The following is a 15,510-nucleotide window of genomic DNA, read 5'->3' as shown; positions in this document are numbered from 1 at the left end:
GCCCGTCGAGTTGCAGCATGAGTGCCGATGACGACCTCGACCTCCCCCCCGCCGCCGTCCGACCGCGCCCGCGACCCCGAGGGCGCGGCCGACGGCACCGTCGTCGACGCCGGCCCCGCCGGGCCCGCCGGGCCCGCCGGCCCCGCCGCGGCCGCCCCCGCGACGGACGTCGCGCTGTCCGGTGGGCGTCTCGCGCTCGCCATCGTGGCGCTGGCCATGGGCGGCTTCGCGATCGGCACCACCGAGTTCGTGACGATGGGCCTGCTGCCCGACATCGCGCGCGGCATCGACGAGTCGATCCCGACGACGGGGCACATCATCACGTCGTACGCCCTGGGCGTCGTCGTGGGCGCCCCCCTGATCGTCGCCCTCGGCGCCCGCCTGCCGCGGCGCGAGCTGGCCGTCGGCCTCGTGCTGGCGCTGGGCCTGGGCAGCGCGTTGACCGCGCTGGCCAGCGGCTACCTGCCGGTGCTGCTCGCCCGGTTCGTCGCCGGCCTGCCCCACGGCGCGTACTTCGGCGTCGCCTCCCTCATCGCCGCCTCGCTGGTGCGGCCCGACCAGCAGGGCCGCGCGATCAGCGGCGTGATGGTCGGCCTGTCGGTCGGCACGGTGGCGGGGGTGCCCGCCAGCACCTGGCTCGGCCAGGAGGTCGGGTGGCGCAGCGCCTACTGGTTCGTGCTCGCCCTGACGATCGTCACCGCCGTCCTCGTCCTCCTCGCCGTGCCCCACACCCCGGGTGACCGCACCGCCACGGTGCGCCGGGAGCTGTCCGCGCTGCGCCGTCCCGCGGTCCTGTACGCCGTCGCCACCGGCATGGTGGGCTTCGGCGGCATCTTCGCGATGTACAGCTACGTCGCGCCGCTCGTCACCGACGAGACCGGGCTGGCGGACAGCGCCGTCCCGGCGTTCCTGCTGGCGTTCGGCGTGGGCTCGGTGCTGGGCTCCTGGTTGGCCGGCGTCCTGGCGGACTGGGACGTGGAACGGTCGGTCGTCGGGGCCTTCGTCGCCTCCGTCGTCGTGCTGGCCCTCGTGGTGCCGCTCGCGGGCAGCGTGGTCGCGATGGTGGCGATCGTCTTCGTCGTCGGCCTGCTCGGCTCCGTGCTGGCGATCAACCTGCAGGTGCGCCTCATGCAGTCGGCCGGCGACGCGCAGATGCTCGGCGCGGCCCTCAACCACTCGGCGCTCAACATCGCCAACGGCCTGGGGGCCTTCCTCGGCGGCCTCGTGATCGACGCGGGCCACGGCTACCGCGCGCCGAGCCTCGTCGGCGCCGGTCTCGCGGCGGGCGGGCTGCTCATCTTCTGCTGGTCCCTGCTGGCCCGGCGCCGGGCGACGACCGCCACCTGACCCGGTGCGGGCCGCCCGCGCCCGGGTGGTTGAATCGTGCGCATGTCTGCGCAGACCCAGGAAGCATCCTCCTCGGGCGGGTCGCTGCCGCGGGTCCTCTCGGGGATCCAGCCGACGGCCGACTCGTTCCACTTCGGGAACTACCTCGGTGCGCTGCGGCAGTGGGTGAGCCTGCAGGACGACCACGAGCCGTTCTACATGGTCGTGGACCTGCACGCGATCACGGTCGAGCACGACCCGCGGCTGCTGCGCGAGCGCACCTACCGCTCCGCCGCGCAGCTGCTCGCCATGGGCGTGGACCCGGCGCGCTCGTCGCTCTTCGTGCAGTCGCACGTGCCCGCCCACGCCCAGCTGGCGTGGGTGCTCAACAGCATCACGGCCTTCGGCGAGGCGCGCCGCATGACGCAGTTTAAGGACAAGTCGGCGAAGGGTGGCGAGGGCGCGGCCAGCGTCGGCCTGTTCACCTACCCGATCCTCCAGGCCGCTGACATCCTGCTGTACCGCCCGGCGTACGTGCCGGTGGGGGAGGACCAGCGCCAGCACCTCGAGCTGACCCGCGACCTCGCGCACCGGTTCAACACGCGCTACAAGAAGACGTTCCGCCTGCCGGAGCCCTACATCCTGCGCGAGACCGCCAAGATCTACGACCTGCAGAACCCGACCGCCAAGATGAGCAAGTCGGCCTCCTCGCCCGCCGGCATCATCGACCTGCTGGACGAGCCGCGGGTCAGTGCGAAGAAGATCCGCTCCGCGGTGACCGACTCCGAGGCCGTCGTGGCGTTCGACCCCGAGGCCAAGCCGGGCGTGTCGAACCTGCTGTCGATCTTCTCCGCCCTGACGGGGCGCGGCGTGGCCGAGATCGCCGCCGACTACACGGGGCGGGGGTACGGCGACCTCAAGGGCGACCTGGCCGACGTCGTCGTCGACGTGGTGACGCCGCTGCGCGAGCGCACCCTCGAGCTGCTCGACGACCGCGCCGGGCTCGACGAGGTGCTCGCCGCCGGTGCGCGACGCGCCCGCGAGGTCGCGGACCGCACGCTCGCGGACGTCTACGAGCGCGTCGGCTTCGTGCGCCCCCTCGGCTAGGGTCGACGCCGTGCCCACGATCGGAGTAGCCCTCGCGATCCCGGAGCCCTGGGGAGCCCAGCTCCAGGACTACCGCCGCTCCCTGGGGGACGCCACCGCGGACCTCATCCCGACCCACGTCACCCTCATCCCGCCGACCGAGGTCGCCGAGGACGAGCTGGCCGCGGTGTCGGCCCACCTCGCCGCCGTGGCGACGCAGCACCACGGGTTCCGGGTGCACCTGCGGGGCACGGGCACCTTCCGGCCGGTCTCGCCGGTCGTGTTCGTGACGGTCGCGGAGGGCATCGCGGAGACCGAGCAGCTGGCCGCCTCGCTGCGGCGGGGCCCGCTCGAGGTGGACCTCAGCTTCCCCTACCACCCGCACGTCACGGTGGCCCACCACCTCGACGACGACCGCCTCGACCGGGCGTTCCAGGAGCTGGCGGCCTTCGAGTGCGTCTTCGAGGTGGCGCGGTTCCACCTCTACGTCCACGACGAGGGCACCGGCTGGCGCCGCACCGACGACTTCGCCCTGCAGCGGCGGGAGGGCTGAGGTGGCCGGCCCGAAGGAGCGGGTCGTCGTCTGGTTCGCCGAGCAGCGCACGGCCCACCCGTGGCTCGACCACGTGGTGCGGATGCAGCAGCACTACGGGGCGGTGAAGGGCAACACCCAGGCCGGCGCGGTCACGTTCTTCGGGTTCCTGTCCTTCTTCCCCCTGCTGGCGCTCGCGTTCTTCCTCGTCGGCTACCTGGCGCGGATCTACCCCGACGCGCAGCAGGACCTGGTCGACGCCATCTCGAGCATCTTCCCCGGCATGATCGGCTCGGACGAGGGCCAGATCTCCATCGCCGACTTCGAGGAGGTGGCGGGCACCGCCGGGGTCATCGGCCTCCTCGGTGTCCTCTACTCGGGGCTGGGCTGGCTGTCGGGGCTGCGCGAGTCGCTCGTCGTGGTCTTCGAGGAGCCCGCCAAGGAGCAGCCCAACTTCCTCAAGGGCAAGCTGCGGGACCTGCTCACCCTCCCGGCGATCGGCATCATCCTGCTCACCAGCGTCGCGATCTCCAGCGGCGTCAACGCCTTCTCCTCGCAGGTGCTCGACCTCGTCGGGCTCGGCGACGAGCTCTCGTGGCTGCTGCGCGTCATCACGGTCGTGATCGGCATCGGCGCCAGCTCGCTGCTGTTCTCGGCGATCTTCACGCTGCTCGCCAAGCCCGACATCCCGCGCTTCGACCTGTGGAAGGGCGCCCTGCTGGGCGCCGTGGGCTTCGAGGTGCTCAAGCAGGTCGCCGGCGTGCTCCTCAGCTCGACCAAGGGCCAGCCCGCCTTCCAGGCCTTCGGCATCGCGCTGATCCTCGTGGTCTGGATCAACTACTTCTCCCGCGTGGTCATGTACGCCGCCTCCTGGGCCCACACGTCCACCTCGGCCCGGCTGCGGCGCGAGCACCTGGCCGCGCTCGAGGAGGCGCGCCTGGCCGCCCTGCGGGTGGACCTCGACAAGGACGACGAGGTCGAGCTGACCACCAACCAGGTCGCGGCGCGCTCCTTCGCCCTCGGCGCCGGCACCGTGCTGGGCTTCCTCACCCTGCTGCGGCGCGCCCGCTGACGCGTGGGAGGATGGCCCCTCCGACGAGGTGAGGGGTCCGGGTGAGGTTCGAGCGCAAGCACGCGGTGCTGCTGCTGGCGGTGGCGGTGTGGAACGTCGTCACGTTCGGCAACTTCGCCCGCAACCTGGCCTCGGCGTGGTCCGCGGGGGAGGAGCGCGCGACCGGCTACTGGGTGGCCCACTCCGTGCTCGTCGTGGTGAACGTGCTCATCGCGGTCGTCCTCGGACGCCTCGGACTGCAGGCGCTGCGCGCCACCCGCCGCGACGCCGTGACCTCCTCGTGACCTTCGTGACCGTTCCGTGACCTGAGCGTCGCCACACGGCGGCTGTGCGCGCGCCGCACGAGGCACGCCGTACCCCACGAGGCGCCGTACCCCCCCGGGACGCCGAACGGCCCGCCCGGGGAGTCCCGGGCGGGCCGAACGTCACGTCGTACGACGGGGGAGCAGGCTCAGCGGCCCTTGACCATCGCGGTGCGGAGGTCCTTGTTGAGCTGGCTGATGACGTCCAGCGGGATCTCCTTGGGGCACGCCGCGGCACACTCGCCGATGTTGGTGCACCCGCCGAAGCCGTCGTGGTCGTGCTGGCCGACCATGCCGACCACGCGGGAGTAGCGCTCCGGCTGGCCCTGCGGCAGCTCACCGAGGTGGGTGATCTTGGCGCCGAGGAACAGCGACGCCGAGCCGTTGGGGCAGGCCGCGACGCAGGCGCCGCAGCTGATGCAGGTGGCGACGTCGAAGGCGCGGTCGGCCTTCTTCTTCTCCACCGGGGCGGCGTGCGCGTCGGGCGCGGAGCCCGTGTTGGCGGAGATGTAGCCGCCGGCCTGCACCATCCGGTCGAGCGCCGAGCGGTCCACGCACAGGTCCTTGAGCACGGGGAACGAGTCCGCGCGCCAGGGCTCGATGGTGATCTCGTCGCCGTCCTTGAAGGACCGCATGTGCAGCTGGCAGGTCGTGGTGACCTCCGGGCCGTGCGCCTGACCGTTGATCATCAGGCCGCACATGCCGCAGATGCCCTCGCGACAGTCGGAGTCGAACGCGATCGGCTCCTCGCCGGACGTGTTCAGCTTCTCGTTGAGGACGTCGAGCATCTCCAGGAAGCTCATGTCCTCGGAGACGCCATCGAGCTCGTAGGTGTGCATCGCTCCAGCGGTCGCCGGGTTGGGCTGGCGCCAGATCTTCAGGGTCAACTTCACTTGTAGCTCCGCTGCTTCATCTCGATGGCGGTGTAGATCAGGTCTTCCTTGTGGAGCACGGGCTGGCCGTCCTCGCCACCCCACTCCCAGGCGGCGACGTAGGCGAACTCGTCGTCGTGACGCAGCGCCTCGCCGTCCTCGGTCTGGGACTCCCCGCGGAAGTGGCCGCCGCAGGACTCGCGGCGGTTGAGGGCGTCGACGCACATGAGCTCACCGAGCTCGATGAAGTCGGCGACGCGGCCGGCCTTCTCGAGGCTCTGGTTGATGCCGTCCGCCGTGCCGAGCACCCTGAGGTTGCTCCAGAAGTCGGCCTTGAGCTCGCGGATCATGTCGATCGCCTTGCGCAGGCCCTCCTCCGTGCGCTCCATGCCGCAGTACTCCCACATGATGTTGCCGAGCTCCTTGTGGTAGCTGTCGGCGGAGCGGGTGCCGTTCATCGACATGAACGTGTTGATGCGGGCCTCGACCGACTCCCGCGCCGCGACGACCTCGGGGTGGTCCTCGGCGACCTTCGGGAACGGGCCGTCCGCGAGGTAGTCGCGGATGGTGTTCGGCAGCACGAAGTAGCCGTCGGCCAGGCCCTGCATGAGGGCGGAGGCACCGAGGCGGTTCGCGCCGTGGTCGGAGAAGTTGGCCTCGCCGGTCACGTAGAGCCCGGTGATGTTCGACTGCAGGTCGTAGTCGACCCACAGGCCGCCCATGACGTAGTGGACCGCCGGGTAGATGCGCATCGGCACCTCGTACGGGTCCTCGCCGGTGATGCGGGCGTACATGTCGAACAGGTTGCCGTACTTCGTCTCGACCGCCTGGCGCCCCATGCGGGCGATGGCGTCGGCGAAGTCGAGGTAGACGCCGCGGCGGAAGTCGCCCACGACCGGGCCGACACCGCGACCCTCGTCGCAGACGTTCTTGGCCTGACGCGAGGCGATGTCGCGGGGGACCAGGTTGCCGAAGCTCGGGTAGATCCGCTCCAGGTAGTAGTCGCGGTCCTCCTCCGGGATGTCCCGCGGGTCCTTGTCGCAGTCCTCGCGGTTCTTCGGCACCCAGATGCGGCCGTCGTTGCGCAGCGACTCGCTCATCAGGGTCAGCTTCGACTGGAAGTCGCCCGAGACCGGGATGCACGTGGGGTGGATCTGCGTGTAGCAGGGGTTGGCCATGTAGGCGCCCTTGCGGTGCGCACGCCACGTGGCGGTGACGTTCGACCCCATCGCGTTCGTCGACAGGTAGAAGACGTTGCCGTAGCCGCCGGTCGCGAGCACCACGACGTCGGCGAGGTGCGTCTCGATCTCGCCGGTCACCATGTCGCGCGCGATGATGCCGCGGGCGCGGCCGTCGACGACGATCAGCTCGAGCATCTCGTGGCGCGTGTACTGCTTCACCGTGCCCGCCGCGACCTGGCGCTCCATGGCCTGGTAGGCGCCGATGAGCAGCTGCTGGCCCGTCTGGCCGCGGGCGTAGAACGTGCGGGACACCTGCACGCCGCCGAACGAGCGGTTGTCGAGCAGGCCGCCGTACTCGCGGGCGAAGGGCACGCCCTGCGCGACGCACTGGTCGATGATGTTCGCGCTGACCTCGGCCAGGCGGTAGACGTTCGACTCGCGGCTGCGGTAGTCGCCGCCCTTCACCGTGTCGTAGAAGAGGCGGAACGTGGAGTCGCCGTCCTCCTTGTAGTTCTTCGCCGCGTTGATGCCGCCCTGGGCCGCGATCGAGTGGGCGCGGCGCGGGGAGTCCTGGTAGCAGAAGGACTTCACGTTGTAGCCGGCCTCGCCGAGCGTCGCGGCGGCGGCACCGCCGGCCAGGCCCGTGCCGACCATGATGATGTCGAGCTTGCGGCGGTTGGCCGGGTTGACCAGGCGGTTCTCGAACTTGCGGGTGGTCCAGCGGTCCTTGATGGGACCCGTCGGGGCCTTCGCGTCGACCAGCTTGTCGCCGAGCACGTAGTAGCCGTGGGCGTCGTCCGACTTCTGCTCGGACGCGACGTTGAGCGGGGCGAGGCCCTCGTGGAGGGTGGATCCAGCCATGGTCGGGACTCCCTTACTTCTCGATGATGCCGACGAGCACGGCGAGCGGGACGAGCGAGAAGCCGCCGGCGACGACGACGGCCAGCAGCCAGCCGGCCTGCTTCGCGCGGCGGCGCGACGCGGCCGTGTTGGTGAAGCCGAGCGTCTGCATCGCGCTCCAGGTGCCGTGGTGGAGGTGGAGCGCGAGCGCCACCATCGCGACCAGGTAGATCACCGTCAGCCACCAGACCTCGAACGACCCGACCATCAGCGTGTAGGGGTCGCCCGCGGCGCTGCCGGTCTCGCCGGTCGCCACGTTCACCTTCCCGAAGCTGAAGTTCACGAGGTGCCAGATGATGAAGAGCAGCAGCGCGGCCCCGCCCCAGCGCATGGTGCGCGAGGACAGCGAGGACGCCACGTTCTTCTTGACCTGGTAACGGGTGGTGCGGGCCCGGCGGTTGCGGTTCGTCAGCAGCACGGCGGCCACCACGTGCGCCACGAGGGCCACGAGCAGCACGGTCCGGGCGATCCAGAGGAAGCCCTCGTACGGGAGGATCGGCTCGCCGAGCTCGCGCAGGTGGTGCGCGTAGTCGTTGAACTTGTCCTGGCCGGAGAACGCCTTCAGGTTCCCGTACATGTGCGCGAGCACGTACGCGACGAAGAGGAGCCCGCTGGTCGCCATCACCAGCTTCAGCGCGATGGTCGAGCGTGTCGACCGGGGAGGAGAGACAAGGGTCGGGGTTGCCACGACCGGCACGCTACTCCCCCTACCAGGAGGGCAGTAACGAAGGTCGACCTCACCTCGTGTGACATATCCCCTGTTACCGCCACGTTAACGACGGGGTACCGGACGGGCCCTCCCGCGGGTCTCGCCGGGGCGGTGGACGGTGGCGTCCGGTCAGGCCGGCGCGAGGTGCGGGGCGGCCAGCACCGCGTCGTAGTGGTGCTCCACGAGCTCGTCGACGGCGTCGTGCCACGACCGCTGCAGGGCCAGCTCGCGGCCGTGGGCGCCCATGAGTCCCCGGTGCCGGTCGGCGGCGACGGCCTCGACGGCGTCGCGCAGGCCGCGCGGCGTGGCGGGGTCGAACAGCAGGCCCGACTCCAGGTGGGCGACGACGTCGCGGGCCCCGCCGGTCCGCGCGGCGACGACCGGTACGCCGGACGCGGCCGCCTCACGCAGGGTGTGGGCGCACGTGAGGTGCTCGCCCGGGTGCACGAGCACGTCGAGCGACGCGACGGCGGTGGTGAGGTCGCCGGCCGTCAGCGGACCGGCGAGCTTCGCGCCGGGCCCGGCGACCCCGGCCAGGCGGTGGGCGAGCCACTCCCGCTGGGAGCCCTGGCCCACGACGACGAGGCGGGTGCCGGGGACGGCGGCGACCTCGGGCAGCCGCCGTACCCCGTGGTCCTTCTCGAGCGCCCCCACGTAGCCGACGACGACCCGCGGGCCGCCCTTGGCCCGCGCCTTCGCCCACTTGTCGTGCAGCCACGCGTCGCGCAGGGCGGGAGTGAAGGCGGCGGTGTCGACGCCGGGGGACCACAGCCGGGCGTCGACGTCGAGGGCGGCGAGCCGGTCGACCATCCAGCGGGCGGTGACGAGCACGCGGTCGGCACGCTCGGCGACCTTGGCCTGCCACAGGGGCGCGGCCAGGTCGCTCACCGGCGTCTGCTGCACCACGACGGTCGGCACGTCGAGCCGCCGGGCGTGCTTGAGGGCCTTCCGGCCGATGGTCGGCCCGAGCTCGAGGCTCGAGGTGACGTGCACGAGGTCGGGCGCGAAGCCCTCCAGGGCGGCCCGCACCTGGCGGCCCGGCTTGTCCAGGGCGCGCACCCGCACGATCTCGACCCCGCGGTACGACGTCAGCCCCGGCGCCGGCGCGACGAGGCGCACCGTGTGACCCCGGTCGACGAGCCGGTCGAGGAGGTTGCGCACCGTGGTGGTCGTGCCGTCGGTGGCCGGGTAGAAGGACTCGGTCACGAGCGCGATCCGCATGGGTCCGAGGGTGGGAGGACGCCGCGACGGGGGAGTGGCCGCGGCGTGGCCGCCGGGTGAACGGGCCCGCGGGCCGCGGTGCCTGATTCGTGGGACCCGGTGTCGCGACGTCCGTCACACCTTCTATGGTTCGCAGCATGACCGAAGTGGAGGGTGGGCTCGACGAGCCGACCGAGCTGCAACCGGAGCAGGGCGCCCTCGCGCTCGCCGACGCCGCGACCGACCGGTGGACGCGCGCGGACTGGGAGGCCGAGGCCGCCCGCGTGCTGCGCAAGGCCCGCCGCCTTGGCGAGGACGACCCCGACGAGCTGGTCTGGCAGCGGCTGACGCGCCGCACCCTGGACGGCATCGAGGTCACCCCGCTGGGCACCCCGGAGTCGGTGGCCGACCTGGCGACGCAGGGCCGACCCACCCGTACCGGCCCGTGGGACGTCCGGGCCCACCTCGGAGCGGTGGGCCTCGACGCCCGGGCCGGCAACGAGACGCTGCTCGCCGACCTCGAGGGCGGCGTGACGTCGCTGTGGCTCACGCTCGAGCCCGGCACGGACCTCGCGGTCCTGCTGGCCGGCGTCTACCTCGACCTGGCGCCCGTCGTGCTCGACGCCCCGGGCGACCCGGTGGGCGCGGCCCGTGCGTTCCTCGCGCACCTCGAGGCCACGGAGCCGGCTGCCGGCACCAACCTCGGCGTGGGCGCCCTGGCCCCCGAGGACGTGCTCCTGGAGGTCGTCGGCCTCGCCCGGGAGGCCGGCGTGCTGGGGGTCGTCGTCGACGCCACCGCCGTGCACGACCGCGGTGCCTCCGACGCGCAGGAGCTGGCCTGGTCGCTGGCCGCCGGCGCCCGCGTCCTGCGGGTGCTCACCGGCGCCGGCGTGCCGCTGGCCGAGGCCGCCGGCCTCGTCGAGTTCCGCTACGCCGTCACCGACGAGCAGTTCCCCGGCATCGCCAAGCTGCGCGCCGCGCGCCGCCTGTGGGCCCGCCTCGTCGAGCTGAGCGAGGACGTCGAGGGCGAGGCCGCCGCGGTGCAGCAGCGCCAGCACGCGGTGACCAGCCGGCCGATGATGAGCCGCTACGACCCCTACGTCAACATGCTGCGCACGACGGTCGCGGCCTTCGCGGCCGGCGTCGGCGGGGCCGAGTCGGTCACGGTGCTGCCCTTCGACTCCCCGCTCGGCCGCCCGGAGGCCTTCGGCCGGCGGATCGCGCGCAACACCTCCCACCTGCTCATCGACGAGTCGCACCTGGGCAAGGTGGCCGACCTCGCGGGCGGCGCCTACGCGGTCGAGCGCCTCACCGACGACCTGGCTCGTGCGGCGTGGACGCTGCTGCCCCGCCTCGACGCCGCGCTGCAGGACGGCGGGGTCGACGGGCTGGACGCCGTCGTCGGCGAGCTGGTCGCGGCGACGGTCGCCGAGCGCGAGCGGCAGGTCGCGACGCGCAAGCGCCCGCTGACCGGGCTCACGGAGTTCCCGAACCCCGCCGAGGTGCTCCCGGAGCGCGAGCCCGACGGCGCGTGGGAGGGCGTGCGCCCGTACGGCGCGAGCTTCGAGGCGCTGCGGGACGCCCCGGCGCCGCGCCCGGTCTTCCTCGCCACGCTGGGCACGGTCGCGGCCCACACCGCCCGGGCCACCTTCGCGAGCAACCTGCTCGCCGCCGGCGGCATCCCCGTCGAGGTGGCGGGACCGACCGACGGGCCGGACGCGCTCGTCGCGGCGTACACGGCTGCGGGCAGCCCGGCCGTGGTGTGCCTGGCCGGGTCGGACGCGACGTACGCGGAGTGGGGGGAGCAGGCCACCGCGGCGCTGCGGGAGGCCGGCGCCACCCACGTCGTCATCGCGGGGAAGCCGACCGACCACACCGACGACTCCTGCGCGGTGGGCGTGGACGCCCTCGCGTTCCTCACGCGGACGAGGGAGCACCTGGCATGAGCGTTCCGAAGAGCTTCGAGGGCCTCGACCTGCGCGGCGGGCGGGCCGTCGCGCCGCCCACCGACGGCGAGGCGTGGACCTCGCCGGAGGGCATCGAGGTGAAGCCGGCCTACGGCCCCGAGGACGTCGCGGGCCTCGACGCGCTCGACACGTGGCCGGGCCTCAGCCCGTTCCTGCGCGGGCCCTACCCGACGATGTACACCACGCAGCCGTGGACCATCCGGCAGTACGCCGGGTTCTCGACCGCCGAGGAGTCGAACGCCTTCTACCGCCGCAACCTCGCGGCCGGCCAGAAGGGGCTCTCGGTCGCGTTCGACCTCGCCACCCACCGCGGCTACGACTCCGACCACCCGCGGGTGCGCGGCGACGTCGGCATGGCCGGCGTGGCGATCGACTCCATCTACGACACCCGCACCCTCTTCGACGGCATCCCGCTCGACGAGATGAGCGTGTCGATGACCATGAACGGCGCCGTGCTGCCGGTGCTGGCCCTCTACATCGTCGCGGCCGAGGAGCAGGGGGTGGCGCCGGAGAAGCTGGCCGGGACCATCCAGAACGACATCCTCAAGGAGTTCATGGTCCGCAACACCTACATCTACCCGCCGTCGCCGTCGATGCGGATCATCTCCGACATCTTCAGCTTCACGTCGGCGCGGATGCCGCGGTTCAACTCGATCTCCATCTCGGGCTACCACATGCAGGAGGCCGGGGCGACCGCCGACCTCGAGCTCGCCTACACGCTGGCAGACGGGGTGGAGTACATCCGTGCGGGCCTCGAGGCGGGGCTCGACATCGACGTGTTCGCGCCGCGGCTCTCCTTCTTCTGGGCCATCGGCATGAACTTCTCGATGGAGGTCGCGAAGCTGCGCGCGGCCCGCGCCCTGTGGGCCCGGCTCGTGCGGCAGTTCGACCCGAAGAACCCCAAGTCGCTGTCGCTGCGCACGCACTCGCAGACCTCCGGCTGGTCGCTGACCGCGCAGGACGTGTTCAACAACGTGGGCCGCACCTGCATCGAGGCCATGGCCTCGACCCAGGGGCACACGCAGAGCCTGCACACGAACGCGCTCGACGAGGCCATCGCCCTGCCCACCGACTTCTCCGCGCGCATCGCGCGCAACACCCAGCTGCTGCTGCAGCAGGAGTCGGGCACGACGGGCACGATCGACCCGTGGGCCGGCTCCTACTACCTGGAGCGCCTCACCCACGACCTCGCGGAGCGGGCCTGGGCCCACATCTCCGAGGCCGAGGCCGCCGGCGGCATGGCCCAGGCCATCGAGCAGGGCATCCCGAAGATGCGCATCGAGGAGGCGGCGGCCCGCACCCAGGCACGCATCGACGCCGGCGCCCAGAAGGTCATCGGCGTCAACACGCACCGCCTCGCCGCGGAGGACAGGCTCGACGTCCTCAAGGTCGACAACGACGACGTCTACCGCCGCCAGGTCGCCAAGCTCGAGCGCCTGCGCGCCGAGCGCGACGACGACGCGGTGCGGCGCTCGCTGGAGGCGCTCACCAACGCCGCCGGCTCGGAACCGGGCCCGGCGCTCGAGGGGAACCTGCTCGCGCTCGCCGTGGACGCGGCCCGGGCCAAGGCGACGGTCGGGGAGATCTCGGACGCGCTCGAGAAGGTCTACGGGCGCCACCAGGCCGTCATCCGTACGATCTCGGGCGTGTACCGCGACGAGTCGACGCTGGGCGAGGACGGCGGCGGGCCCGTGCGGCGCGTGCTCGACGAGACCGCCGAGTTCGAGGAGGCGGAGGGCCGCCGCCCCCGCATCCTCGTCGCCAAGATGGGCCAGGACGGGCACGACCGCGGCCAGAAGGTGATCGTCTCCGCGTTCGCCGACATGGGCTTCGACGTCGACGTGGGGCCGCTGTTCTCCACCCCCGAGGAGGTCGCCCAGCAGGCGGTGGACGCCGACGTGCACATCGTCGGCGTCAGCTCGCTCGCGGCCGGCCACCTCGTGCTCCTGCCGGCGCTGCGCGCAGCGCTCGCCGAGCAGGGCCGCGACGACATCATGGTCGTCATCGGGGGCGTCATCCCGCCCGACGACGTGCCGACGCTGAAGGAGATGGGCGCGGCCTCGGTGTTCCTGCCGGGCACGGTCATCGCCGAGTCGGCGCTCGACCTGCTGGCCCGGCTGCGCGAGCAGCTCGGTCACGGCTGAGGCGGCGTGCCCTCCGTCGAGGAGCTGCTCGAGGGCATCCGCTCGGGGCGCCGCGCCGCGGTGTCCCGGGCGATCACCCTGGTCGAGTCGTCCCGGCCGCAGCACCGGGAGCAGGCGCGCGAGCTGCTGACCGCGCTCGCCGGCGAGGCGGGCGCGGCGGGTGCGGGCGTCGTACGGGTCGGCATCTCGGGCGTGCCCGGGGTGGGCAAGTCCACCTTCATCGAGGCGCTGGGCTCGCGGCTGACCGCCGCGGGCCACCGCGTGGGCGTGCTGGCGGTGGACCCCTCCAGCGTGCGCACGGGCGGCTCCGTGCTGGGGGACAAGACGCGCATGGGGCGCCTCGCGGCCGACCCGGGTGCCTTCATCCGCCCGTCCCCGTCTGCCGGGACGCTCGGTGGCGTCGCGCGGGCGACCGTGCAGGCCATGGCCGTGCTGGAGGCGGCCGGGTACGACGTGGTGCTCGTCGAGACGGTCGGCGTCGGGCAGTCCGAGATCACCGTGGCGGGGATGGTCGACACCTTCCTGTTCCTCACCCTCGCGCGCACCGGCGACCAGCTGCAGGGCATCAAGAAGGGCATCCTCGAGATCGCCGACGTCATCGCGGTCAACAAGGCGGACGGCGACCGCGAGCAGGAGGCCCGTGTCGCGGCCCGCGAGCTCGCCGGCGCGCTGCGCCTCGTGCGGGGGCACGACGAGTGGGCGCCCCCCGTCGTGACGTGCTCCGGCCTGACCGACGTGGGCGTGGACGACCTGTGGCAGCGGGTGCTCGGGCACCGCGACCACCTGGGCCCCGACGGGCTGGGGCGCAAGCGCGCGGAGCAGCAGCTGGAGTTCACGTGGGCCCTCGTGCGCGACGAGCTCGAGCAGCGGCTGCGCCACTCGCCGGAGGTCCGGGCCGTGCGCGACGACGTCCGCGCGGCCGTCCTCGCGGGCGACCTGCCGGCCACCGTCGCGGCCGACCGGATCCTGGCGGCGTACGACGCCTGAGGGCGCGACGCTAGGGTCAGCCCTCGTGCACGCGACCTCCCAGATCCTGACGGCCCTCGCCGACGAGCTGGTGGCACTGCGCCGGGACATCCACGCCCACCCCGAGCTCTCGTGGAACGAGCAGCGCACGACCTCCCTGGTGGCCGACCGCCTGGCCGCGGCCGGCATCCGCCACGAGCGCCTGTCCCGCACGGGCGTCATCGCCGAGGTCGGCAGCGAGGGCCCCGTGGTCGCGCTGCGCGGCGACCTGGACGCCCTGCCGCTGGAGGACCGCTCGGGCCTGCCGTGGGCCAGCACCGTCACCGGCGTCGCCCACGCCTGCGGCCACGACGTGCACACCTCGGCCCTGCTCGGGGCGGCCCTGACGCTGCAGGGGCTGCACGAACGCGGCGAGCTGCGCGGCCGGGTCCGGCTGTTCTTCCAGCCGGCCGAGGAGGTCATGCCCGGCGGTGCGCTGGAGGTGGTGGCGGCGGGCGGGCTGGAGGACGTGGTCTCGGTCTTCGCGCTGCACTGCGACCCCTCCGTCGACGTCGGCCAGGTGGGGCTGCGCGAGGGGCCCGTCACCGGGGCGGCCGACTCGCTCGTCGTGCACCTCAGCGGGCGCGGGGGCCACAGCTCCCGCCCGCACCTCACCGAGGACCTGACCTTCGCGCTGGGCAAGCTGCTCACGGAGCTGCCCGCCGTCCTCTCGCGCCGCATCGACCCCCGGGCCGGGGCGAGCGTCGTGTGGGGCCACGTCGAGGCCGGCGTCGCACCCAACGTGATCCCCGTCGAGGGCCGGATGTCCGGCACGGTCCGGATGCTCGACGTGCAGGCGTGGGCGAGCGCCGAGGAGGTGGTGCGCCGCGCCGTCGGCCAGCTGGCGGAGCCGTACGGCGTGGAGGCGGTCGTGCACTACACCCGCGGCGTCCCGCCCGTCGACAACGACCCGGCCGCCACCGCCGTGCTGCGCCGGGCGGCGCTGACCGTGCTGGGCCCCGACGGGGCCGTCCCCACCGTGCAGAGCCTCGGGGGAGAGGACTTCGGGTGGTACCTGCGCCACGTGCCCGGCGCGCTCGCCCGGCTCGGCACCCGCACGCCCGGCGGGCGCACCTACGACCTGCACCAGGGTGACCTGGTCGTCGACGAGCGCGCCATCGGGATCGGCGCGGCGCTGCTGGCCGAGACGGCCGTCGAGGCCCTCGCCGCGGCCTCCGCCTGACCCCCGGCGCGATCACGGCCGGCGCCCCCAG

The 15,510-nt window shown here is 73.0% G+C and carries 13 protein-coding genes; 9 read left to right on the top strand and 4 right to left on the bottom strand.

From position 1 onward, the window contains the following. The first annotated feature begins 27 nt into the window (after positions 1-27). The 5 genes from INN71_RS08215 to INN71_RS08195 are packed head-to-tail and all read left to right on the top strand — an operon-like array spanning position 28 to position 4,300. Positions 28-1,347, top strand: a complete 1,320-nt coding sequence (locus INN71_RS08215) for an MFS transporter (RefSeq protein WP_301800054.1) — start codon at positions 28-30, stop codon at positions 1,345-1,347. 42 nt (positions 1,348-1,389) lie between these two features. Next, a complete protein-coding gene (trpS, locus tag INN71_RS08210) occupies positions 1,390-2,433 on the top strand; it encodes a tryptophan--tRNA ligase (protein ID WP_277500201.1) in 1,044 nt (347 codons plus the stop codon). A 10-nt stretch (positions 2,434-2,443) separates the two neighbouring features. Further along, the gene (locus tag INN71_RS08205) at positions 2,444-2,965 is read left to right on the top strand and encodes a 2'-5' RNA ligase family protein (RefSeq protein WP_277500200.1); all 522 of its coding nucleotides are present in this window, start codon (positions 2,444-2,446) and stop codon (positions 2,963-2,965) included. A 1-nt stretch (position 2,966) separates the two neighbouring features. Then, positions 2,967-4,016, top strand: coding sequence for a YihY/virulence factor BrkB family protein (locus INN71_RS08200; protein ID WP_277500199.1), 1,050 nt, complete (start codon positions 2,967-2,969; stop codon positions 4,014-4,016). A gap of 41 nt (positions 4,017-4,057) precedes the next feature. Continuing rightward, on the top strand, positions 4,058-4,300 hold the full coding sequence (locus INN71_RS08195; protein ID WP_277500197.1) for an SCO4848 family membrane protein: 243 nt from the start codon (positions 4,058-4,060) through the stop codon (positions 4,298-4,300). Positions 4,301-4,467: 167 nt separating this feature from the next. On the opposite strand, the gene INN71_RS08190 is transcribed toward INN71_RS08195, so the two are convergent. The 4 genes from INN71_RS08190 to INN71_RS08175 all read right to left on the bottom strand — a co-directional run bounded on the left by INN71_RS08190 (position 4,468) and on the right by INN71_RS08175 (position 9,201). After that, positions 4,468-5,211, bottom strand: coding sequence for a succinate dehydrogenase/fumarate reductase iron-sulfur subunit (locus tag INN71_RS08190; protein WP_277500196.1), 744 nt, complete (start codon positions 5,209-5,211; stop codon positions 4,468-4,470). Continuing rightward, on the bottom strand, positions 5,208-7,232 hold the full coding sequence (locus INN71_RS08185) for a fumarate reductase/succinate dehydrogenase flavoprotein subunit (RefSeq protein WP_277500195.1): 2,025 nt from the start codon (positions 7,230-7,232) through the stop codon (positions 5,208-5,210). The genes INN71_RS08190 and INN71_RS08185 overlap by 4 nt, the downstream gene beginning before the upstream one ends. A 13-nt stretch (positions 7,233-7,245) precedes the next feature. Beyond that, positions 7,246-7,959: a succinate dehydrogenase cytochrome b subunit gene (locus tag INN71_RS08180; protein WP_277500194.1), complete on the bottom strand. Its 714-nt coding sequence runs from the start codon at positions 7,957-7,959 to the stop codon at positions 7,246-7,248. A gap of 150 nt (positions 7,960-8,109) precedes the next feature. After that, positions 8,110-9,201 carry a glycosyltransferase gene (locus tag INN71_RS08175; protein WP_277500193.1) on the bottom strand — a complete coding sequence of 364 codons (1,092 nt, stop codon included), beginning with the start codon at positions 9,199-9,201 and terminating at the stop codon, positions 8,110-8,112. Between the two features lie 137 nt (positions 9,202-9,338). On the opposite strand from INN71_RS08175, the gene INN71_RS08170 reads away from it, so the two are divergent. From INN71_RS08170 to INN71_RS08155, 4 genes are read left to right on the top strand one after another with little or no spacing between them, the layout of a single operon-like run. After that, the gene (locus INN71_RS08170) at positions 9,339-11,126 is read left to right on the top strand and encodes a methylmalonyl-CoA mutase family protein (protein ID WP_277500192.1); all 1,788 of its coding nucleotides are present in this window, start codon (positions 9,339-9,341) and stop codon (positions 11,124-11,126) included. Continuing rightward, positions 11,123-13,291, top strand: coding sequence for a methylmalonyl-CoA mutase (scpA, locus tag INN71_RS08165; protein WP_277500191.1), 2,169 nt, complete (start codon positions 11,123-11,125; stop codon positions 13,289-13,291). The genes INN71_RS08170 and scpA overlap by 4 nt, the downstream gene beginning before the upstream one ends. Before the next feature lie 6 nt (positions 13,292-13,297). Further along, the gene (meaB, locus tag INN71_RS08160; RefSeq protein ID WP_277500190.1) at positions 13,298-14,278 is read left to right on the top strand and encodes a methylmalonyl Co-A mutase-associated GTPase MeaB; all 981 of its coding nucleotides are present in this window, start codon (positions 13,298-13,300) and stop codon (positions 14,276-14,278) included. 25 nt (positions 14,279-14,303) lie between these two features. Beyond that, entirely contained in the window at positions 14,304-15,479 is a 1,176-nt protein-coding gene (locus tag INN71_RS08155) for an amidohydrolase (RefSeq protein ID WP_277500189.1), read from the top strand. Positions 15,480-15,510 lie beyond the last annotated feature (31 nt).

Source organism: Nocardioides sp. ChNu-153 (genome assembly GCF_030466625.1).
Classification (GTDB): Bacteria; Actinomycetota; Actinomycetes; order Propionibacteriales; family Nocardioidaceae; genus Nocardioides.
Note: the sequence above shows the minus strand (reverse complement) of the source record. Positions and strands in the feature narration are given on the sequence as shown.